Below are 21,473 nucleotides of genomic sequence, written 5' to 3' on the forward strand. Positions count from 1 at the left end.
TGTTTCAGCGCTTTCGTTATTTATTCCCGGTGGTGTAAATTCCTTGCGGAGCGCATTCCGTTACGCCTATCATGCAATCTTTATAATAATTATTATCATTGTCTTTTAGTTTGATAACCATTAGCCGCCTTGATTCCAGGCCGGCGGTGAAACCCAAAACGTTATGCAAAACCAACATGCACTGCCCGATACCACCTTCAGGCTGGACGATGTCAGCTTTACTATTGCGGACCGCGCGCTGCTGCGTCCGCTGACCCTGACTTTTCCCGTGGGGAAGGTCTGCGGTCTGATCGGACACAACGGCTCCGGCAAATCCACCCTGCTGAAAATTCTTGGCCGCCACCAGCCGGCCAGCGGCGGCTCGGTGTGGCTGGGCGATCGCTCCCTCGACCGCTGGGACAGTAAAGCCTTTGCCCGTCACGTGGCCTACCTGCCGCAACAGCTGCCCGCGGCGGAAGGCATGACCGTGCGCGAACTGGTCGCCATCGGGCGCTATCCGTGGCACGGCGCCCTGGGGCGTTTCGGCGGCGCCGACCGGGAAAAGGTCGACGAGGCGATTAGGCTGGTAGGATTGAAATCCTTCGCCAACCGTCTGGTGGATAGCCTGTCCGGCGGGGAGCGGCAGCGAGCCTGGCTGGCGATGACCGTGGCGCAGGACAGCCGTTGCCTGTTGCTGGACGAGCCGACGTCGGCGCTGGATATCGCGCATCAGGTCGAGGTGCTGGCGTTGATCCAGCGGATGAGCCGGCAACGGGGGCTGACGGTGATCGCCGTGTTGCACGACATCAATATGGCGGCGCGTTATTGCGATTATCTGGTGGCGCTGCGCGGCGGCGAAATGATTGCGCAAGGCGAACCTCTGGCGCTGATGCAAGGTCCGGTGCTGGAAAATATTTATGGTATTCCCATGGGAATATTGCCTCATCCCGGCGGTGGCGCGCCGGTAAGTTTCGTTTGCTGACTATGTCTTATCCATTATCGTCCGGCCGCTGCGCCGATATCGGGCGCCGCCGCCTGCTGACCGCGCTGGCGCTTTCCCCGCTTCTCTATTCCGCCGCCGGCCGCGCCGCGGCCTATCCCGATCCCCGGCGTATCGTGGCGCTGGAGTGGCGGCAGGTTGAAATGCTGATGGCGCTGGGGATCGCGCCGATGGGCGTCGCGGATATCCATAATTACCGCCTGTGGGTGGCGGAACCCGAACTGCCGCCGGGGGTGATTGATGTCGGTTTTCGCACCGAACCGAATCTGGAACTGCTGGCTGAACTCCGCCCCTCGCTGATTCTGCATTCCGAAGGTTACGGCCCGTCGGCGGAAAAACTCGTCCGCATCGCGCCGGCAATGGGTTTCGGCTTTAACGATGGAACCGGCAAGCCGCTGACGTTGGTCAAGCCCTCGCTGGAGAGGCTGGCGGATGCGCTGGGCATCCCCGGGGCGGCGAACCGGCATTTACGGCAGTTCTCCGAATTTATGCAGCAGGCAAAAACGCGTTTACAGCCTTATACCCGTCGCCCGCTGCTGCTGTTTACCCTGCTGGATCTGCGTCACGCGGTGGTGATCGGCAAAAACAGCCTGTTTCAGGAAGTGATGGATGAAGTAGGGATAGAAAACGCCTGGCGGGGCGAAACCAGTTTCTGGGGCAGTACGATTGTCGGCATTGAACGTCTGGCCGAGATTGAAAACGCCAACGCCCTCTGCTTCGATCACGGCGACGACGCCGTCATAGCGCAGCTGGCGGACAGCCCGCTGTGGCAGGCGATGTCGTTCGTGCGTCAGCGGCGCCTGCAGCGGGTGCCCCCGGCCTGGCTGTATGGCGCCACGCTGTCGGCCATGCGTTTCTGCCGTCTAATGGAACAGGCTCTGGAGGCGCGGCGTGACGTTAACTAGAAACCGGATGTCGCCCGTTTTGCCGATCGGTTTTTTGCTGGCGGCGCTGCTGGCGCTGGGCGCTTACAATTTACAGCGTCAGCTGCCCGCGGCGCAGTGGTGGCAAGGGGTATGGCAGCCCTCCGCCGAGGATATCCGCCAACTGCTGTTTCACTATAGCCTGCTGCCGCGCATGGCGCTGGCGCTGCTGGTGGGCGCCGGGCTGGGGCTGAGCGGGGTGCTGTTTCAACAGGTTTTGCGTAATCCGCTGGCGGAATCCTCGACGCTGGGGATCGCCACCGGGGCGCAGCTGGGCATTACGGCCGCCACGCTGGCGGCGCTGCCCGGCGGCGTGTTTATTCAGCAAATAGCGGCGATGATCGGCGCGTTGGCGGTTGGCGCGCTGGTGTTCGGCGTCGCCTGGGGAAGACGTCTGTCGCCGGTTACGCTGATTCTGGCCGGGCTGGTGGTGAGCTTTTACTGCGGCGCGCTCAACCAGTTGCTGGCGCTGTTTTACCACGACCAGCTACAGAATATGTTTCTGTGGAGCAGCGGGGTATTGAATCAGCAGGACTGGAATAACGTGCGCTTTGTCTTTCCTCGTCTGCTGATTTGTTTCTGCCTGGCGTTACTGCTGCTGCGTCCGTTAACCCTGCTGGGGCTGGACGACGCCGTCGCCAGCAATCTGGGGCTGGGCATATCGCTGGCGCGGCTGGGGGCCCTCGGACTGGCTATTTTCCTCAGCGCGCAGTTGGTCAACGCGGCGGGCATTATCGGTTTTATCGGCCTTTTTGCCCCGCTGCTGGCTAAAATGCTGGGCGCCAGGCGTTTACTGCATCGACTCTGGCTGGCCCCGTTGCTCGGCGCCTTATTGCTGGGCGTGACCGATCAACTCGTCATCTGGCTGAGCGGCGTATGGCGCGAGGTGCCGACCGGCGCGGCGACGGCGGTGATTGGCGCGCCGCTGCTGCTGTGGCTGCTGCCGCGTTTGCGCACCGGCGGGCAGCCTTCGATGATGGAACCGGGCGGAATACGGGAGACGGAGCGGCGCCGGTGGGGATGGTGGATGCTGGCTGGCGGCGCGCTGTTGATCGCCGTGGTGTTAATCGCGCTGACGCTGGGGAAAAACGCGCAGGGCTGGCAGTGGAGCGGCGGCGATCAGCTGACGCAGCTATTGCCGTGGCGCTGGCCGCGCGTGCTGGCGGCATTGGCCGCCGGGGTCATGCTGGCGGTGGCCGGCACGCTGATACAGAAACTGACCGGCAACCCGATGGGCAGCCCTGAAGTGCTGGGGATCAGCTCCGGCGCCTCATTCGGCGTCATCATACTGCTGTTCTTCGTACCGGGCGACGCCTTTGCGTGGCTGATCCCGGCCGGAAGCGCCGGCGCCGCGGCGGCGCTGCTGGCGATGGTGATGATTGCCGGGCGCGGCGGATTTTCCACCCAGCGCATGCTGCTGGCCGGTATCGCCCTGAGCATGGTGTTCGGCACGGTGATTACGTTGCTGTTGGCCAGCGGCGATCCGCGCGTGGCGAGCGTGCTCACCTGGCTGTCCGGGTCCACCTATAACGTGGAAGGGCCGGATGCCGTGCGTTCCGTGGTTATCGCCGTATTGCTGCTGCTGATAGTCCCTCTGTGCCAGCGCTGGCTGCGCATTTTGCCGTTAGGCGCCGCCACCGCCCGCTCGCTTGGGGTGGCGGTTACCCCGGTGCGTCTGCTGGTGCTGTTATTGGCCTCGGTATTGACCGCCACGGCGACGTTAATCGTCGGGCCGATGAGCTTTGTGGGGCTGATGGCGCCGCATCTGGCGCGCATGATGGGGTTTAGCCGTATCATGCCGCAGATCTGCGCTTCCGCGCTGCTTGGCGGGGGGCTGATGGTATCGGCCGACTGGTGCGGGAGAATGTTGCTGTTCCCGAACCAGATTCCGGCCGGGCTGCTGGCGACCTTTATCGGCGCGCCGTATTTTGTTTATCTGCTGCGCCGGCAGGCCCGATAAAGCCCCATGGAGTGAGGACAACCGGGCCTGCCACGTTGATTACAGCCGTGCAAAAGAACGATGCGCGGCTTCTATCGTGCGTTCAATATCCTGCGTGCTGTGCGCCAGCGACATAAATCCGGCTTCAAAGGCGGATGGCGCCAGGTAGATCCCTTCCTCCAGCATCAGGTGGAAGAAGCGCTTAAAGCGCTCTACGTCGCTGGTCATCACCTCCTGATAGCAGGTGACGCGCTCGGCATCGGTAAAAAATAGCCCGAACATCCCGCCGGCCTGATTGACCACCAGCGGAATATTCTCCGCCTGCGCCGCCGCGGACAGACCCGCCGCCAGCTGTTCGGTCAGTGCGGTAAGCTGCTGATGCACGCCGGGTTTGGCGACTTCGCTCAGGCAGGCGAAACCCGCCGCCATGGCTATCGGGTTGCCGGACAGGGTTCCCGCCTGATAAACCGGACCGGTGGGAGCCAGCGCCTGCATCACGTCGCGCCGGCCGCCGAAGGCGCCCACCGGCATGCCGCCTCCGATGATTTTCCCCAAACAGGTCAAATCCGGCACGACGCCGTAGTGGGCCTGCGCGCCGGCCAGGGCGACGCGAAATCCGGTCATCACTTCGTCGATAATCAGCAGCGCGCCGAATTCGTCGCACAGGGCGCGCAGCCCCGGCAGAAAATCCGGCAGCGGCGGCACGCAGTTCATATTGCCGGCCACGGGTTCGACGATAACCGTGGCGATATCGTCCGGATATTGTTTAAAGGCGGCGCGTACGGAAGCCAGATCGTTATAGGTGCAGGTCAGGGTATGGCGGGCGAAATCCGCCGGTACGCCCGGAGAGTTGGGCTGCCCCAGCGTCAGCGCGCCGGAACCGGCTTTCACCAGCAGGCAGTCGGCATGTCCGTGGTAACAGCCTTCGAATTTGATGATTTTGTCGCGTCCGGTAAATCCCCGCGTCAGGCGGATGGCGCTCATGGTCGCTTCGGTGCCGGAGTTGACCATGCGCACCATATCCATGGTCGGCACCAGCGAGGTTACCAGGCGCGCCATCCGCACTTCCATTTCCGTCGGGGCGCCAAAGCTCAGCCCGCGCTCGGCGGCGGCAATCACCGCCTGACGAATGGCCGGATGGTTATGTCCCAGCACCATCGGCCCCCAGGAGCCGACGTAATCGATATAGGATTTGCCGTCGGCATCGTAAAGATAGGCGCCGTCGGCCCGTTCGATAAACAGGGGAACGCCGCCCACGCCGTTAAACGCCCGAACCGGCGAGTTCACCCCGCCCGGAATAAGTTGCTGCGCCGCGGCGTACAGACTTTCTGATTTGTTCATTAAGCGGATCCTGACCTTGCGTGTAGCGTGGAAAATAGTGCCATTCTAATGAACTGGGCGCGGTTGTGAAATCGTTGTGCGGATTTCATATTTGAAAATGCCCGCGCAGTGTACTGACAGAACGGGCGCGCTGGTTGCATAATGGCGTGATGAATTCGTCGATCGACGTCAAATCTTGAACGTTTTAACCTACTGCTGGATAATAAGCGTATGATTAGGGCGTATCACCTGATAAGCCCTGAGTTGGGAGTAGAAAATATTATGAGCGACGATATAGCACTGCCGCTGCAATTTACCGATGCGGCGGCGAACAAGGTGAAAAACCTGATTGCCGATGAAGAAAATCCCGAGCTGAAACTGCGGGTTTATATCACCGGGGGCGGCTGCAGCGGCTTCCAGTACGGCTTTACGTTTGACGATCAAATCAACGAAGGCGATATGACCATCGAGAAGCAGGGCGTGGCCCTGGTGGTCGACCCGATGAGCCTGCAGTATCTGGTGGGCGGCTCGGTCGATTATACCGAAGGTCTGGAAGGTTCGCGTTTTATCGTCACCAACCCGAACGCCAAAACCACCTGCGGCTGCGGTTCCTCTTTCAGTATCTGATAGCCTGAAAAACCATAAAACCCGCGCCGTCGCTCAGACCGCGCGGGTTTTTGTCTTCTGGCGTTACCTCGCCGCCTTTCGGTCTTAACCGCGGTCCCGCAATCAGACGGGCCGGCGGCTAATCGCCGTTTTTCAATTCGGCCAACTGCCGGCAAATTTGCTGCGCCGCCAGCAATAAACGCGGCCCGCTGCGGTTAAACCAATCTTCATTGACCGCAATAACCGGCACGGATAACTGCGGCTGCCAGAATTGCCGCGTATTGGCAACGGCGGCGGGGGACGCGCTGATAATAATCACCTGCGGTTTGCGCGTCAGCACCTGTTCGCGGCTGACCTGCGGCCACGGCGCCGAGCTGTCGCTGAAAATATTCCGCGCGCCGCACAGTGAAACAACCTGACTCTGCAAAGTGCCTTGCGCCGAGGTGAACAGCGGCTGGGAACCAAACTGGATAAAAACCCGCCGGGGCTTATTGCTGGCGTAGCGCTGCCGCAGCTGCGCGATTTGCCTGCGCAGGGCGGCGGCGTTCTGCCGCGCCTGTTCGGGATGCGCACTGTACGGCGCCAGGGTTATCAATGCGCCGGGAATATCGTCAAGGGTTTTGGGGTCCAGATAAACCACGGGAATGCCGAAATTGGTCAGCTGTTCCAGCGGCCTCTGCGGGTTGCCTTCGCGCCAGGCAAGAATAAGATCGGGCTTTAGCGCCAAGATCCGCTCAAGGTTAATGCCCTGCCAGGAGGCCACCTGCTCCAGCTTCCGCGCCTGCGGGGGATAGTCGGACCAACTGCTGACCGCCGCCAGCTGTGCCCCCATCCCGGCGGCGTACGCCAGTTCGGTGGCGTGCGGCGCCAGACTTATCACCCGCTGCGGCGTCGCGTAGGCCGCGGCGGCCAGCGAAAGCAGCAAAAGCCCGAGCAGGCGACGGAGGACGTGCATGGTTAGCGGCGCTCGGCCAGCGCCTGCAACATGGTTTCCACCATGCGGGTGGATTGTTCGGCGGCGACCGTCAGAAACTCATCAAAGCTGAGGTGGGATTCCTGATCGGCGACGTCGGAAATGGCCCGCACGATAACGAAAGGCACGGCGAACTGATGGCAGACGTGGGCAATGGCCGTCGCCTCCATCTCTACCGCTATCGCCTGAGGAAAGGTGCGGCGGATGCGCGCCAGGGGTTCCGCGCCGTTGATAAACGCATCGCCGCTGACCACCAGGCCGCGCACCGCATGCAGTTGAAGTTCGGCGATGGCGTCCTGAGCCAGCGTAATCAACCCCTCGTCGGCGATAAACGCCGCCGGGCAGCCCGCCATCTGGCCCGGCTCATAGCCAAAGGCGGTGACGTCGGCGTCGTGATAGCGCACCTCGTCGGAAATCACAATGTCGCCGACTTTCAGCGTCGCGGCCAGCCCGCCGGCCGAGCCGGTGTTAATCACCACGTCCGGCCGGCTGTGTTCCAGCAATAACGTGGTTCCCAGCGCCGCGGAGACTTTACCGATACCGGACTTCAATAACGCGACGTCGACGCCGTTTAACCGGCCGCTGTAGATTTCGCAGCCGGCGCGTTGTATGGTCTGACGGTTTTCTATCCGATCGCGAAGCAGGGTAACTTCTTGTTCCATAGCTCCGATAATGCCGACTTTCATAGGGTTCCCCACAAATTTTGTGATAAATAGCATGAGTATAGCGTCGGCTAGTCTATCATGGCTTACGGGGTTAAATGGAGACGGTTATGCAGCGGCACTCAATGGAGGATCCTATGTCCGGTATCGATTTCGCCAAAAAGATGAGCTTTCAGCGTCCTCTTAGTCAGCCGATTAGCGCGGAGGATGACTATTCGATTGTGCGCCAGTTTGAAAGCGATCGCGGACGCATCATCAATTCGGCCGCCATTCGCCGCCTGCAGCAAAAAACCCAGGTTTTCCCGCTGGAACGCAACGCCGCGGTGCGTTCGCGCCTGACCCACTCCATGGAAGTTCAGCAGGTCGGGCGCTATATCGCCAAAGATATCCTGGAGCGCCTGCGGCGGGATGATCGTCTGGAGGAACTGGGACTGGCCCAGTGGCAAACCCCGTTCGAAAGCATGGTGGAAATGGCCTGCCTGATGCATGATATAGGCAATCCCCCCTTTGGTCATTTCGGCGAGTCGGCGATTAACAACTGGTTCGGGTCGTTACTGGACGTCGCCTATCAGGGCGAGGACGATGAACGCCAGGATCGGTGCCGCGTGGAGGCGCTGCGCCTGCGCGACGATGGGCTGGACGAACTGCGCAGCCGCATCCGTCAGGACCTGAGCTACTTTGAAGGAAATGCGCAGGCCATTCGTCTGGTGCACACCCTGCTTAAGCTGAATCTGACCTACGGGCAGGTCGGCTGCATCCTGAAATACACCCGGCCCGCCTACTGGCGCGGGGCCGTACCCGCGCAGTACGACTACCTGATGAAAAAACCCGGCTACTACCTGGCCGAGGAGGCGTTCGTCACCACGCTGCGCGACGCGTTATCGATGGGGGAATTTCATCGCCATCCGCTTACCTACATTATGGAAGCGGCGGACGATATTTCATACTGCGTTGCCGATCTGGAAGATGCGGTAGAGAAAGATATTCTCACCGTCGAACAGCTATACGACCGTTTGCATCAGAGCTGGGGCGAGGTGCTGCCGGGAGATCTGTTCAGCAAGACCGTCGGCCGCGCTTTCGAAAACCAGAATCGTCACCCGTGGCGCAGCACCAGCGATCAATTCTTTATGAATCTTCGCGTAAATACCGTGGCCAGACTGGTGCCGCACGCTTCGCAGCGTTTTATTGATAACCTGCCGGCAATCTATAACGGGGCGTTTAATCAGGCGCTGCTGGAAGATGAAAGCGCGCAGAATCGGTTATTGAAAATATTTAAAAATGTCGCCTTGAAGCACGTATTCAATCATCACGAGGTTGAGCAACTGGAGCTTCAGGGCTACCGGGTTATCCGCGGGCTGCTGGATATTTATAGTCCGCTGCTGGAGATGGCGTATCAGGACTTCAGCCGACTGGTAAAAGAAGGGACGCATAAACGCTATCCTATCGAAACGCGCCTGTATCATAAATTATCCAGCAAACATTGCTTGGCGTATCGGGAGGCGGTGGAGAACCTGCAACGCTTATCTTCCGCCGAGCAGGAGATAAGCGAGTATTATTATCGCGCCCGGTTAATTCAGGATTACATTAGCGGCATGACCGACCTGTATGCCTATGATGAATACCGCAGGCTGATGGCCGCGGAATAATCACTTTTGTAAATAGCGACAATATTTTCTTACGCTTCATCATCTTCCATTGATGAACTTTGTTGGTTCATATTTATCTCATCCAGCACGACCTGTGCATAAAGGCCGTGAAACTTGCCCATTGTTACTATGAGATATATTCCCCATGAAAAGAAAATCATTAGTTCTAAGCGCGCTGACGTTAAGCCTGGCGATGGCGATGGGGCCGATCGGAGCGCATGCGGCAGAGACGGCTTCCACCTCATCCTCACCGACCGCACTTCCCAGCCTGGCGCCGATGCTGGAAAAAGTCATGCCTTCGGTCGTCAATATCTATGTGGAAGGGCATACCAACGTCACTAAAGAGAATATCCCTCAGCAGCTACAGCCTTTCTTTGGCGAAGACTCGCCGTTCTGTCAGGACGGCTCGCCGTTTCAGCAATCTCCCATTTGTCAGAATGGGGAGAGCGGCGATGAGGGGCAGCCTTCCCGCCAGCAGGATTTTCAGGCGCTGGGCGCCGGGGTGGTCATCAATGCCGAAAAAGGCTACGTGGTCACCAATAACCACGTGGTGGATAACGCCGATAAAATTCAGGTGCGCCTTAACGACGGGCGAAAATATGACGCCAAGGTGATCGGTAAAGATCCCCGTTCCGACGTGGCGCTGGTGCAACTGCAAAATTTCAACAACCTGACGGCCATCCGCCTGGCCGATTCCGACCAGTTGCGCGTCGGCGATTACACCGTCGCCATCGGTAACCCGTACGGGCTGGGGGAGACGGCAACCTCCGGGATTGTCTCGGCGCTGGGACGCAGCGGATTGAATATTGAAAACTATGAAAACTTTATTCAGACCGACGCGGCCATCAACCGGGGAAACTCCGGCGGCGCGCTGGTTAACCTGAACGGCGAGCTGATCGGTTTAAATACCGCGATCCTGGCTCCTGACGGCGGCAATATCGGCATCGGTTTCGCCATTCCCAGTAATATGGTGAAAAGCCTGGTGGCGCAGATCGTCGAGTTCGGTGAGGTAAAACGCGGCGAGCTGGGCATTACCGGCACCGAGCTGAATTCGGAACTGGCGCAGGCGATGAAGGTGGACGCGCAGCGCGGCGCTTTTATCAGCCAGGTTCAGCCGAAATCGGCCGCGGCCGAGGCGGGCATTAAAGCCGGCGACGTGATTGTGACGCTGAACGGCAAAGCGATCGGCAGTTTTGCGGCATTGCGGGCGCAGGTGGGGTCGTTGCCGGTGGGCAGCAAGGTGTCGCTGGGACTGTTGCGCGACGGCAAACCGCTAACGGTGAATGTGACGTTGCAGCAAAGCAGTCAGGCGCAGGTGGCGTCCGGCAACCTCTATTCCGGTATCGAAGGCGCCGAATTAAGCAATATCCAGGTGGAGGGGCAAAAGGGCGTTAAAGTCGATAACGTCAAGGCGGATTCCGCGGCGGCGCGAATCGGCTTGAAAAAGGATGACGTCATCCTTGGCGTGAACCAGCAGCCGATACGGAATCTTGGCGAATTGCGCAAGATCCTGGAAAGCAAGCCCGCGGTGCTGGCGCTGCATATCCGTCGCGGCGACAGCAATATTTATCTGCTCTCCCAATAATCCCGTTCCGTCAAAGCCGGGTGCGCGCCACCCGGCCGTCCTCTCTCACTATTTCGCCCGAATTTTGTGAGGTCTTCCACAGATTCAACTGAATCCCCCGTTCTTTGTTAATTTGCACAATGTACGGCGCGGGACGCGCCGCTATGCTGGTGCAATTGTCAGTGTTCCCCCTCAGAGGTAGAAATGGCGTCGTACCATCTCAATGCCAAAATGGCACAGGATATCGTCGCGCGGACCATGCAGATTATTGATAGCAATATCAATGTGATGGATGCTCGCGGCAAGATCATCGGCAGTGGCGATCAGGAGCGGTTGGGGGAATTGCATGAAGGCGCGCTGCTGGTGCTTTCGCAGGGAAGGGTGGTCGATATTGACGAGGCGGTGGCGCGCCATCTGCACGGCGTGCGTCCCGGCATCAACCTGCCGCTGCATATTGACGGTGAAATCGTCGGGGTGATCGGCCTGACCGGCAACCCCGGGCTGTTGCGTCAGTACGGCGAACTGGTGTGCATGACGGCGGAAATGATGCTTGAGCAGGCGAGGCTGCTGCATATGCTGGCGCAGGATAGCCGCCTGCGCGAAGAGTTGGTGCTTAATCTGATCCGTACTGACGATCTTTCTCCCGCGCTGATGGAGTGGGCGCAGCGTTTGGGCATCGATGTTAATCAGCCGCGCGTCGTGGCGGTGGTCGAGGTCGATAGCGGACAGCTTGGCGTGGACAGCGCGATGGCGGAGCTTCAGCAGTTGCAGACGCTGCTGACCACGCCGGAGCGCGACAATCTGATCGCCATTGTTTCCCTGACGGAAATGGTGGTATTGAAGCCGGCGTTAAACAGCCACGGCCGCTGGGACGCGGAAGAGCATCGCCGCCGCGTGGATGGCCTGCTGTCGCGCATGACGGAGAGCAGTCGCCTGCGGGTGCGGCTGGCGCTGGGAAACTATTTTACCGGTCCCGGCAGCATTGCCCGCTCTTACCGCACCGCCCGCACCACCATGAGCGTCGGCAAGCAGCGGATGCCCGCGCAGCGCTGCTACTATTATCAGGATCTGATGCTGCCGGTATTGCTGGACAGCCTGCGCGGAGGCTGGCAGGCGAATGAACTGGTGCGGCCGTTGGCGAGGCTTAAGGCCATGGACGGTAACGGCCTGCTGCGCCGGACGCTGCATGCCTGGTTCCGCAATAATGTGCACCCGGGGACAACGGCAAAGTCGCTGTTTATCCATCGCAACACGCTGGAGTACCGCCTTAACCGTATCTCTGAGCTCACCGGATTGGATCTGGGGAATTTCGACGATCGTTTGCTGTTGTACGTCGCCCTGCAATTGGATGAGGAAAAATAGCTATTGCAACGCAGCCTGAACTCGCCGGTATAATTATCGTTCCGGCGAATATCATTTACTTAGATTGAAAACTATTTCATATCGGTTAACAATATAACGCGATAGTATAAATTATCGCGAAACAGTATTTTTGCCACTTTCCCATATCCTCTATTGTCACTTTCGTGCCGTCGGTCTGATGCCTGAGCGTACGCCGCGCCAATCAGTCGCATTCATCGTTATTTTTTGAATCCAACTGTCGGAAATGATAACGCATTAACCCGTTATCCTGGGGTGCTATAGCGTTCCGGGCGGGAATAAATACTGTCAAATTTTAGGGAGTGATAATAATGTCAATACGTCGTCTGGGGCTATCTGTTGCTACGGCAGCGCTGTTGTTTTCCGGCGTTGCTTCCGCAGCGACCGAATTATTGAACGTATCTTACGATCCGACCCGCGAACTGTATCAACAATATAACGCCGCTTTTATCAAGCATTGGAAAGAGACCGCGGGTGAAGATATCACCATCAAAAACTCCCACGGCGGCTCCGGCAAGCAGGCGCGTTCGGTGATTGACGGCCTGCAGGCCGATGTCGTGACGCTGGCGCTGGCCGGGGATATCGATGCGCTTAATCTGAATCAGCAAATTATCGATCCGAAGTGGCAGGCGCGCTTGCCCGACAATAGTACGCCTTATACCTCCACCATCGTTTTTCTGGTGAGAAAGGGTAATCCGAAGCAGATTAAAGACTGGAACGACCTGGTTAAACCGGGCGTTGAGGTGATTACGCCAAATCCGAAGACCTCCGGCGGCGCCCGTTGGAACTTCCTGGCCGCCTGGGCGTATGCCAAAGCTCAGCCCGGCGGTAATGATGAAACGGCGTTGAAGTTTGTCACCGATCTGTATCGCAATGCTCCGGTGCTGGATACCGGCGCCCGCGGCTCGACGATCAGCTTTGTGCAGCGCCAACTGGGCGATGTTCTGCTGGCCTGGGAAAACGAAGCCTATCTCTCTTTGAAAGAGCAGGGCGGCGATCAGCTGGAAATCGTTACGCCGTCGCTGTCTATTCTGGCCGAACCCCCGGTGGCGGTGGTTGACAAGGTGGTAGAGCGTAAAGGAACGCGCAAGCAGGCGGAAGCCTATCTGCAATACCTCTACAGCGATGAAGCTCAACGGATTATCGGTAAGCACTTCTACCGCCCGCGCAATGAAAAGATTGCCGAAGAATTTAAAGATCAGTTCGCCTCGGTGAAGCTGGTGACCATTGACGGCGACTTCGGCGGCTGGAAAGCCGCGCAGGACAGATTCTTCAAAGATGGCACGGTATTTGACAAAATATTCCAAGAGATCAATAAATAATTAACAGTCTTTCTGGTACTCTTTCAGGCCGCTGTCTATGCAGCGGCTTTATCTCGTCGGCAATTATTTGATTCGCCTGGATCTCTGAGTATGACTATTTAAAGGCACAGTATGTCACAACGTTCCTCCTCGGTAATTCCCGGTTTCGGATTAACTTTGGGTTTCAGCCTGAGTTACTTAGGGTTGATAGTACTCATCCCTTTGGCCGGTATGTTTCTTTACGCCAGCCAACTGACCCTGGCACAATTCTGGGAGCTTATTACCAGCCGGCAGGTACTTTTCTCGCTCCAGCTCTCTTTTGGCACGGCGCTGGCCGCTGCATTTATCAATGGTATTTTGGGAACGCTGCTGGCGTGGGTGTTGGTTCGTTACACCTTTCCCGGCCGTAAGATCATTGACGCGATGATCGATATGCCGTTTGCGCTGCCGACGGCGGTCGCGGGGATTGCGTTGACGGCCCTGTACGCGCCGAACGGCCTGATTGGCTCGCTGTTTCCTTTTAAAATCGCTTACACCGGCATCGGCATCACGCTGGCGTTGATTTTTGTCACCCTGCCTTTTGTCGTCAGGACATTGCAGCCCGTTCTTGCCGATATTCCGAAAGAAATCGAGGAAGCCGCGGCCTGTCTTGGCGCGCGTCCGCTGCAGGTATTTCGCCATGTGTTGATTCCCACCTTGCTTCCCGCCTGGCTGACCGGCTTTGCCCTGGCGTTTGCCCGCGGCGTGGGGGAGTACGGTTCAGTGGTGTTTATTGCGGGGAATATCCCTTTTAAAACCGAAATTCTGCCGCTGCTGATCGTCTCGAAGCTCGACCAGTATGACTACAAAGGCGCGACCGGGATTGGCGTGTTTATGCTGCTGGTTTCTTTCATTATGTTGCTGTTGATTAATTTATTGCAGCGCCGCATCCAACCGAAACTGTAAGGCATATCGTGATGGATCAAGTTATTTCCGCTCAGCCCCGTGCAACGAAATCCCAAAAGCACCCGGCGACCTACTATATTTTGGTTTCGCTGGCGTGGATCGTCTTTTTCCTGATTCTGGTTTTGCCGCTGTTTATGGTGGTGACGCAGGGGTTGGATAGAGGCGTCGTCGCATTCTGGAATGCCATCACCGAACCCGATGCGGTCTCCGCGCTGAAGCTGACGCTGCTGGCTACGGTGATTTCCGTGCCGCTCAATGTCCTCTTCGGCCTTGCAACCGCCTGGAGCGTGACGAAATTCGAATTCCGCGGTAAAAGTTTTCTGCTGGCGTTAATCGATTTGCCTTTCTCCGTCTCGCCGGTGGTTGCCGGTTTGGTCTATGTCCTGCTGTTTGGGGCGCAAAGTAAGCTGTATCCGTTTCTGACCGCCCATAATCTGGAAGTCGTTTATGCGGTGCCGGGGATTGTGCTGGCGACGATTTTCGTCACGCTGCCGTACGTGGCCCGCGAACTGATCCCGCTGATGGAGCAGCAGGGGTCGCAGGAAGAAGAGGCCGCCAGGCTGCTGGGCGCCAACGGCTGGCAGATGTTCTGGCATATCACGCTGCCTAACGTGAAGTGGGCGCTGATTTACGGCGTAGTGCTGTGTACCGCCAGGGCGATGGGGGAATTCGGGGCCGTCTCGGTTATTTCCGGCCATATCCGCGGGTTGACCAACACGCTGCCGCTGCATATCGAAATTCTTTATAACGAATACAATATCGTCGCTGCTTTTAGCGTCGCCATACTGCTGTTGGTGATGTCGCTGGTCGTGCTTCTGCTGCGCCAGTGGAGTGAGAGCCGCCTGACGAAGCAACTAGAGAAACAACAGGAGTTGACCAAAAATGAGCATTGAGATCCGCAATATTAATAAACAATTTGGTCAGTTCCAGGCTCTGAATCAAATCAATCTGGCCATTCAGAGCGGTGAACTGGTGGCGCTGCTGGGGCCGTCCGGGTGCGGTAAAACAACATTATTGCGTATTATCGCCGGTCTGGAACAGCCGGATAGCGGCAACATTATTTTTCACGGCGAGGATGTATCCGTTCACGATGTGCGTCAGCGCAATGTGGGGTTTGTGTTCCAGCATTACGCCTTGTTCCGCCACATGACGGTATTTGACAACGTGGCGTTTGGGCTGCGGATGAAGCCGAAAAGCACCCGCCCGTCGAAACGCGACATTGAAAAAAAAGTCCATGAACTGCTGCGCCTGGTGCAGCTGGAGTGGCTGGCGGACCGCTATCCCGAGCAGTTGTCCGGCGGTCAGCGTCAGCGTATCGCCCTTGCCAGGGCGCTGATTGTCGAGCCCAGCATTCTGTTGCTGGACGAACCCTTCGGCGCGCTGGATGCCAAAGTGCGCAAGGAGCTGCGTCGCTGGCTATCCCGCCTGCATGAGGATATCAATCTGACGTCGGTGTTTGTTACGCACGATCAGGAAGAGGCGATGGAAGTCGCCGATCGTATCGTACTGATGAATAAAGGCGTCATTGAACAGATTGGTTCGCCTGATGAGGTTTATAATCACCCGGCCAGTGAATTTGTTTATCACTTCCTGGGGGACAGCAACCTGCTGAAGATTGAACAGACTGACGAAACCATCCTGTTCCGTCCTCATGAAGTGGCTTTGTCCGTTGAGGCGCAGGATGGCTACCAGCCGGTTATCGTACGTGATATCCGTCCGCTGGGCGCGTTAACCCGTCTGTCATTGAAGATTGGCAATCAACAGGAGCTGATAGAAGCTGAAGTGGCGAAAGACGATCTCAGTTTGCATGGCTTGCAAAAAGGGGATGTTATCCAGTTCAAACCCAAGCGTTATAACCATGACTGGGAAATCTGACGCTTTTCGCGGATAAACCATTCTGCCGTATAAAACCCATAAAAAACGCTCTTATCAGGGCGTTTTTTGTTGAACGGGATATGTTCTGGTTTCGAGAAATGTCATCGCGGGAGTAAATACGTAATAGTCTCCGCCATTAACTTTCACTAGCAGCATGATGATTTTGAATGAATGTACTTCAGAAAGGAAAAACTTTGCGGATATTGGTGGGTCGTGCAGGATTCGAACCTGCGACCAATTGATTAAAAGTCAACTGCTCTACCAACTGAGCTAACGACCCGCAGAAGTGGTGGGTGATGACGGGATCGAACCGCCGACCCCCTCCTTGTAAGGGAGGTGCTCTCCCAGCTGAGCTAATCACCCACTCCTGAACTTCATTTCCAGCAAGAAGACAGCTGGCGTGAGATTGGTGGGTGATGACGGGATCGAACCGCCGACCCCCTCCTTGTAAGGGAGGTGCTCTCCCAGCTGAGCTAATCACCCACTTCTGAACTTCATTTCCAGCAAGAAGACAGCTGGTGTGAGATTGGTGGGTGATGACGGGATCGAACCGCCGACCCCCTCCTTGTAAGGGAGGTGCTCTCCCAGCTGAGCTAATCACCCAATCTCGATTCTTCTTGCTTCACACAGCGCGTCACTCTAAGAGTGGTGGGTGATGACGGGATCGAACCGCCGACCCCCTCCTTGTAAGGGAGGTGCTCTCCCAGCTGAGCTAATCACCCTCGCTGTGTGGAGTCGCATTATAGGGATAGTTGAAAGTGAGTCAACGCTTTTTAAAAGTAAAATGGTTGTTCGTTGTAAAATTAGGCAAGGCGTCCTATTTCTGCACGTCGGCGATGCTTCCTTAGTCAGTTCGGTGCGTAATAAACCATGGCGCGGCGCGTTACAGCGTTGAGGAATCGGGGCAGAATGATAGAATGTCGCCACTTTATATTGTTTTGAACTTATGTCGGTATCCGCCGACAGCCGTTGCGTAAAAAGGCTGTAATCCCAAATGAAAATCAAAACCCGTTTCGCGCCCAGTCCAACTGGCTATCTTCACGTCGGCGGCGCCCGTACCGCGCTTTATTCCTGGCTGTTTGCCCGTCATCATGGCGGCGAGTTCGTTTTGCGTATTGAAGATACCGACCTGGAGCGTTCTACCCAGGAAGCGATTGATGCCATTATGGACGGCATGAACTGGTTGCATCTTGATTGGGATGAGGGCCCGTATTATCAGACCAAGCGCTTTGACCGCTACAACGCCGTTATTGACCAGATGCTGGAAAACGGCACCGCCTATAAATGTTATTGCTCGAAAGAGCGTCTGGAAGCGCTGCGCGAAAAGCAGATGGCGAACGGCGAAAAGCCGCGCTATGACGGCCACTGCCGCGACTCCCATCACCATCACGCCGATGACGAGCCCCACGTGGTCCGTTTTCTGAATCCGCAGGAAGGCTCGGTGATCTTTAACGACAGCATTCGCGGGCCGATTGAGTTCAGCAATCAGGAGCTTGACGATCTGATCATCCGTCGCACCGACGGTTCGCCGACCTATAACTTCTGCGTGGTGATCGACGACTGGGACATGGAAATTACCCACGTGATCCGCGGTGAAGACCATATCAACAATACGCCGCGCCAGATTAATATCCTGAAGGCGTTGGGCGCGCCGGTGCCGGAATATGCCCACGTATCGATGATTCTGGGTGATGACGGCAAGAAGCTCTCCAAACGGCATGGCGCTGTGGGCGTGATGCAGTATCGCGATGACGGCTATCTGCCGGAAGCCTTGCTGAACTACCTGGTGCGTTTAGGGTGGTCGTACGGCGATCAGGAAATTTTCTCGGTGGAAGAGATGAAAAATCTGTTTTCACTGGACGCGGTCAGCAAATCGGCGAGCGCCTTTAATACCGAAAAACTGCAGTGGCTGAATCATCACTATATCAATCACCTGCCGCCGGAATATGTCGCCACCCATTTGTCATGGCATATCGAGCAGGCGGGCATCGACACCCGCACCGGGCCGCAGCTGAGCGAACTGGTTACCCTGCTGGGCGAGCGCTGCAAAACCCTGAAAGAGATTGCGGCTTCCTGCCGTTATTTCTATGAAGACTTTGAACAGTTTGATGCGGATGCGGCGAAGAAACACCTGCGTCCGGTGGCGCGTCAGCCGCTGGAACTGGTGCGCGGCAAGCTGGCGGCCATCACCGACTGGACGGCTGAAAACATTCATCAGGCGATTCAGGGAACCGCCGATGAATTGGGGCAGGGCATGGGTAAGGTCGGTATGCCGCTGCGCGTGGCCGTAACCGGCGCAGGACAGTCTCCCGGCGTGGATGTGACGGTACTGGCTGTCGGTCAGCAGCGTTCGCTGGCGCGGATTGATAAGGCGCTGGCGTTTATCGCAGAACGTGAAGCGCAGCAGTAATCGCTGACGCTATTCGGTTAACGCAAGCCCGGCAAACTGCCGGGCTTTTTTCATCCGCAAGCGGGGCGTCGTTACTGGCCGGCGATAATAACCGCCTTGGCGATGGCATCCGGAATAACGTCGCCGTGGTTTTTGCCGGCAAACAGGATAAACCGCGCGTTGGCGCCCTGATCTTGTAACCGGGCGGCTAGCGTTCGCGCTTTGGTCACCATCTGCCGCCGGCTGTGACGCTCCTCCCGTCCTGTGTCGGCGGGCTGTTCCGCCGTCGCTTTTTCCGGCGCGTCCTCGTATTCGCCCACGCTCAGCGTAATGGACTGCGGCGGCGCGTCGAGCAGCGGCGTTTTTGCCGGGATAACCACGCCATCGCCCCACCAGATAGAGGGGCTTGCCGCCACATAACGCTGAAAAGACGCGCTATGGTTAAACAGCGCGTAAAGGGTAAACAGACCGCCGAAAGAGTGGCCGGCGAGGGTCTGTTTTTGCGTGTTCACCCGATAACGCGCCTCCACCCAGGGTTTTACGCCGTTTTGCAGGAACTGATAAAAGGCTTCGGCTTCCCCGCCTTTGTCGAAATGGGGATCGACGATGGTGGTCGGCGGGGTGTAGTCCCGCGTTCGGGCCGGCACATCGTACGCCCGATCGCCCTGGTAGCCGATGGCGACGATCAGCGGCGCCGTGCCGTTTTCCGTTTTATAGCTGTTCACCGCGAAAGGGAACTGCGCATTGCCGTCCAGCAGATAAAGTACGGGATAACCTTCCGCCGGCGCCGTCTGACGCGGAAGCGCAATAAAAAGTCGGTATCGGCGGTTTTTATCACTCTCCACGTCAAACTGGCGGATATCGAAATGATCTCCGGCCTGTTCGGTGATGGGAGCGATTTCCGGCTGTGCTCTGGCAGGCAAAATGCCGGCCATCATCAGGGTCAATGCAATCATCGGCAAATAGCGCATGGGACAGGTTGTGTAATTGGATGAACATAATATTATCAGATGATAATAAAACGCCTTATCGTTGACAGCATTTTTATGCTATTTACCTGACGCTCCGCCCTTGCGCCATTCTGAACCGCCGGTCGACGCCGATATGTTATCGATTATGAGCGCGTTTGGCGTCTTTTTCAGCGGTTGGCGCTATAAAAGGATTTAGCCGTTGACACTGCCAATCGGGTCTCATATTATGCGACCCGTTCGCACAGATACGGTCTGTAAGATACGGGGCTATAGCTCAGCTGGGAGAGCGCTTGCATGGCATGCAAGAGGTCAGCGGTTCGATCCCGCTTAGCTCCACCAAACAATCCCTCTGTTTGGTTTTATATCGCGAACTCGCCACTTGATGTGGGGCTATAGCTCAGCTGGGAGAGCGCTTGCATGGCATGCAAGAGGTCAGCGGTTCGATCCCGCTTAGCTCCACCAAATCACTCCCTTCTCCTTGTTATATCATTCCCTGGTTTATTATCGTTTTCGCCGTCATGATGTTGCTGCCTCCAGCGGCTGAAGGCAGTATTTCTTTACTGATTCTCCGGCAGGCGCGGCGTCCAGTCTATCGGGGCAAGACCTTGCTGTTCCAGGAGCCGGTTAGCCTGGGAAAAATGCTTACATCCCAGAAAGCCGCGATGGGCCGACAGCGGGGAAGGGTGCGGCGCTTTCAGAACGTGATGGCGCTGGCGGTCAATAATGCTGCCTTTTTTCTGGGCGTGCGATCCCCACAGCAAAAAGACAATGCCTTCGCGATTTTCATTCAATGCCGCAATAACGCGGTCGGTAAAGGTTTCCCAGCCCAGATTGGCGTGTGAATGCGCCTGGCCGGCCTCTACGGTCAACACCGTATTCAGCAGCATCACCCCTTGCTCGGCCCAGCTTTGCAGGAAGCCGTGCCGCGGGATTTCAAAATCCGGTATATCATTAGCCAGTTCTTTATAAATATTGACCAGCGACGGTGGCGCGGGCACGCCTGGGCGAACGGAGAAAGAGAGCCCATGGGCCTGGTTGGGGCCGTGGTAGGGATCCTGACCGAGGATAACCACCTTGACCTGATGAAGCTCGGTAAAGCGGAAAGCGTTAAAGACATCTTTCTGCGGCGGGTAAATGATTTTTCCCGCCGCGCGTTCTTTACCGACGAATTGAAGCGTATTAATAAAGTAGGGCTGTAACTTTTCTTGTGCCAGAACGTCATGCCAGGTTAGGGAAGTTGCCATCATGCACTCTCTGTCCGTAGGGTGAGTTTTGTTGCCGGTAGCTTACCGTTCAATTGCGCCGAGGTAAAATCGTAACAATGGCGCAGGCAGCCCGGCACAGGGATGATTTTGAAAAAAAATTGAAAATTTACAAAATTATTTGCAGCAATGGCAGCTAATAAATTTGATGTAAAACAATAAATTGCCCCACGTGGTTGATTTGGGTGGCTGTTTAAATTGATTTAAGTCAAGGAATGACCGCCATTGTGCTGGTATACAGGGACTCAGGTAGAATTAGTTTTATTCAAACGTTAAAAACTGACGGCAGTTTGTTACTGATACCAATTTTTAATTAAGACGATAAACACGCCGTTTTACGGAGGCAATAATGGTTACTGGTATTCAAATCACCAAAGCGAACGACAGCGCGCTGATCAATTCTTTCTGGTTGCTGGATGAAGAAAAATCTCAGGCACGCTGTGTTTGTGCAAAATCCGTTTATAGCGAAGATCAAATCGTTCCGGTAAGCGACCTGGGCCAGATTGAATATCGTGAAGTTCCGCTGGAAATCAAACCGGAAGTGCGCGTGGAAGGCGGTCAGCATCTGAATGTCAACGTGCTGCGTCGTGAAACGCTGGAAGATGCCGTTCAGCATCCTGAAAAATACCCGCAGCTGACTATCCGCGTTTCCGGTTACGCGGTGCGTTTTAACTCGTTGACGCCGGAACAGCAGCGTGACGTGATCACCCGTACTTTTACCGAAAGTCTGTAACTCGT

Annotated in this window: 18 protein-coding genes and 7 tRNA genes; 15 read left to right on the plus strand and 10 right to left on the minus strand. The window is 56.8% G+C overall.

The annotated features are described in order from the left end of the window. The first annotated feature begins 163 nt into the window (after positions 1-163). The 3 genes from fhuC to fhuB are packed head-to-tail and all read left to right on the plus strand — an operon-like array spanning position 164 to position 3,862. Positions 164-961 (plus strand): Fe3+-hydroxamate ABC transporter ATP-binding protein FhuC, encoded by a 798-nt coding sequence (gene fhuC / locus DDT56_RS19725; protein ID WP_136168107.1) that lies wholly within the window; start codon positions 164-166, stop codon positions 959-961. A gap of 2 nt (positions 962-963) precedes the next feature. Further along, positions 964-1,884 carry a Fe(3+)-hydroxamate ABC transporter substrate-binding protein FhuD gene (fhuD, locus tag DDT56_RS19730; protein ID WP_136168108.1) on the plus strand — a complete coding sequence of 307 codons (921 nt, stop codon included), beginning with the start codon at positions 964-966 and terminating at the stop codon, positions 1,882-1,884. A 7-nt stretch (positions 1,885-1,891) separates the two neighbouring features. Then, positions 1,892-3,862, plus strand: a complete 1,971-nt coding sequence (gene fhuB, locus DDT56_RS19735) for a Fe(3+)-hydroxamate ABC transporter permease FhuB (RefSeq protein WP_136168142.1) — start codon at positions 1,892-1,894, stop codon at positions 3,860-3,862. Between the two features lie 39 nt (positions 3,863-3,901). Here the strand turns inward: fhuB and hemL are convergent, their stop codons facing one another. Further along, positions 3,902-5,182 (minus strand): glutamate-1-semialdehyde 2,1-aminomutase, encoded by a 1,281-nt coding sequence (gene hemL / locus DDT56_RS19740; RefSeq protein ID WP_136168109.1) that lies wholly within the window; start codon positions 5,180-5,182, stop codon positions 3,902-3,904. 261 nt (positions 5,183-5,443) lie between these two features. On the opposite strand from hemL, the gene erpA reads away from it, so the two are divergent. Next, positions 5,444-5,788 carry an iron-sulfur cluster insertion protein ErpA gene (erpA, locus tag DDT56_RS19745; RefSeq protein ID WP_136168110.1) on the plus strand — a complete coding sequence of 115 codons (345 nt, stop codon included), beginning with the start codon at positions 5,444-5,446 and terminating at the stop codon, positions 5,786-5,788. Positions 5,789-5,906: 118 nt separating this feature from the next. On the opposite strand, the gene btuF is transcribed toward erpA, so the two are convergent. Both btuF and mtnN read right to left on the minus strand, forming a co-directional pair. Beyond that, the gene (gene btuF / locus DDT56_RS19750; RefSeq protein WP_136168111.1) at positions 5,907-6,722 is read right to left on the minus strand and encodes a vitamin B12 ABC transporter substrate-binding protein BtuF; all 816 of its coding nucleotides are present in this window, start codon (positions 6,720-6,722) and stop codon (positions 5,907-5,909) included. Between the two features lie 2 nt (positions 6,723-6,724). Continuing rightward, positions 6,725-7,426: a 5'-methylthioadenosine/S-adenosylhomocysteine nucleosidase gene (mtnN, locus tag DDT56_RS19755; RefSeq protein WP_136168112.1), complete on the minus strand. Its 702-nt coding sequence runs from the start codon at positions 7,424-7,426 to the stop codon at positions 6,725-6,727. A 113-nt stretch (positions 7,427-7,539) separates the two neighbouring features. Between mtnN and dgt the strand changes: the two genes are divergently transcribed. The 7 genes from dgt to DDT56_RS19790 all read left to right on the plus strand — a co-directional run bounded on the left by dgt (position 7,540) and on the right by DDT56_RS19790 (position 16,113). Next, entirely contained in the window at positions 7,540-9,048 is a 1,509-nt protein-coding gene (dgt, locus tag DDT56_RS19760) for a dGTPase (RefSeq protein WP_136168113.1), read from the plus strand. Between the two features lie 145 nt (positions 9,049-9,193). After that, positions 9,194-10,633: a serine endoprotease DegP gene (gene degP, locus DDT56_RS19765; protein WP_136168114.1), complete on the plus strand. Its 1,440-nt coding sequence runs from the start codon at positions 9,194-9,196 to the stop codon at positions 10,631-10,633. A 183-nt stretch (positions 10,634-10,816) separates the two neighbouring features. Then, positions 10,817-11,974: a CdaR family transcriptional regulator gene (locus tag DDT56_RS19770; protein WP_136168115.1), complete on the plus strand. Its 1,158-nt coding sequence runs from the start codon at positions 10,817-10,819 to the stop codon at positions 11,972-11,974. 329 nt (positions 11,975-12,303) lie between these two features. Further along, complete coding sequence (locus tag DDT56_RS19775; RefSeq protein WP_136168116.1) at positions 12,304-13,314, plus strand: sulfate ABC transporter substrate-binding protein; 1,011 nt, start codon at positions 12,304-12,306, stop codon at positions 13,312-13,314. A 111-nt stretch (positions 13,315-13,425) separates the two neighbouring features. Beyond that, entirely contained in the window at positions 13,426-14,238 is an 813-nt protein-coding gene (cysT, locus tag DDT56_RS19780; RefSeq protein ID WP_136168117.1) for a sulfate ABC transporter permease subunit CysT, read from the plus strand. An 11-nt stretch (positions 14,239-14,249) separates the two neighbouring features. Then, on the plus strand, positions 14,250-15,131 hold the full coding sequence (gene cysW, locus DDT56_RS19785) for a sulfate ABC transporter permease subunit CysW (protein WP_136168118.1): 882 nt from the start codon (positions 14,250-14,252) through the stop codon (positions 15,129-15,131). Further along, positions 15,121-16,113 carry a sulfate/molybdate ABC transporter ATP-binding protein gene (locus DDT56_RS19790; RefSeq protein ID WP_136168119.1) on the plus strand — a complete coding sequence of 331 codons (993 nt, stop codon included), beginning with the start codon at positions 15,121-15,123 and terminating at the stop codon, positions 16,111-16,113. The genes cysW and DDT56_RS19790 overlap by 11 nt, the downstream gene beginning before the upstream one ends. A 204-nt stretch (positions 16,114-16,317) precedes the next feature. Here DDT56_RS19790 and DDT56_RS19795 read toward each other — a convergent pair. The 5 genes from DDT56_RS19795 to DDT56_RS19815 form a co-directional block, all read right to left on the minus strand. Continuing rightward, positions 16,318-16,393: transfer RNA gene (locus DDT56_RS19795), tRNA-Lys, on the minus strand. A 7-nt stretch (positions 16,394-16,400) separates the two neighbouring features. Continuing rightward, positions 16,401-16,476: transfer RNA gene (locus tag DDT56_RS19800), tRNA-Val, on the minus strand. 44 nt (positions 16,477-16,520) lie between these two features. Next, positions 16,521-16,596, minus strand: a tRNA-Val gene (locus DDT56_RS19805). Positions 16,597-16,640: 44 nt separating this feature from the next. Continuing rightward, a tRNA-Val gene (locus DDT56_RS19810) sits at positions 16,641-16,716 on the minus strand. Between the two features lie 43 nt (positions 16,717-16,759). Further along, positions 16,760-16,835: transfer RNA gene (locus DDT56_RS19815), tRNA-Val, on the minus strand. 272 nt (positions 16,836-17,107) lie between these two features. On the opposite strand from DDT56_RS19815, the gene gltX reads away from it, so the two are divergent. After that, positions 17,108-18,523, plus strand: a complete 1,416-nt coding sequence (gltX, locus tag DDT56_RS19820; RefSeq protein ID WP_136168120.1) for a glutamate--tRNA ligase — start codon at positions 17,108-17,110, stop codon at positions 18,521-18,523. Positions 18,524-18,594: 71 nt separating this feature from the next. Here the strand turns inward: gltX and DDT56_RS19825 are convergent, their stop codons facing one another. Further along, positions 18,595-19,458 carry an alpha/beta hydrolase gene (locus DDT56_RS19825; protein ID WP_246856828.1) on the minus strand — a complete coding sequence of 288 codons (864 nt, stop codon included), beginning with the start codon at positions 19,456-19,458 and terminating at the stop codon, positions 18,595-18,597. A gap of 278 nt (positions 19,459-19,736) precedes the next feature. Here DDT56_RS19825 and DDT56_RS19830 point away from each other — a divergent pair. After that, a tRNA-Ala gene (locus DDT56_RS19830) sits at positions 19,737-19,812 on the plus strand. A gap of 47 nt (positions 19,813-19,859) precedes the next feature. Next, positions 19,860-19,935 (plus strand) — tRNA-Ala (locus DDT56_RS19835). A 95-nt stretch (positions 19,936-20,030) separates the two neighbouring features. On the opposite strand, the gene ung is transcribed toward DDT56_RS19835, so the two are convergent. Further along, the gene (gene ung, locus DDT56_RS19840; protein ID WP_136168143.1) at positions 20,031-20,717 is read right to left on the minus strand and encodes a uracil-DNA glycosylase; all 687 of its coding nucleotides are present in this window, start codon (positions 20,715-20,717) and stop codon (positions 20,031-20,033) included. A 367-nt stretch (positions 20,718-21,084) separates the two neighbouring features. On the opposite strand from ung, the gene grcA reads away from it, so the two are divergent. Continuing rightward, positions 21,085-21,468, plus strand: a complete 384-nt coding sequence (gene grcA / locus DDT56_RS19845; RefSeq protein ID WP_009111825.1) for an autonomous glycyl radical cofactor GrcA — start codon at positions 21,085-21,087, stop codon at positions 21,466-21,468. Positions 21,469-21,473 lie beyond the last annotated feature (5 nt).

The organism is Brenneria corticis, from assembly GCF_003115855.1.
Lineage (GTDB): Bacteria > Pseudomonadota > Gammaproteobacteria > Enterobacterales > Enterobacteriaceae > Brenneria > Brenneria corticis.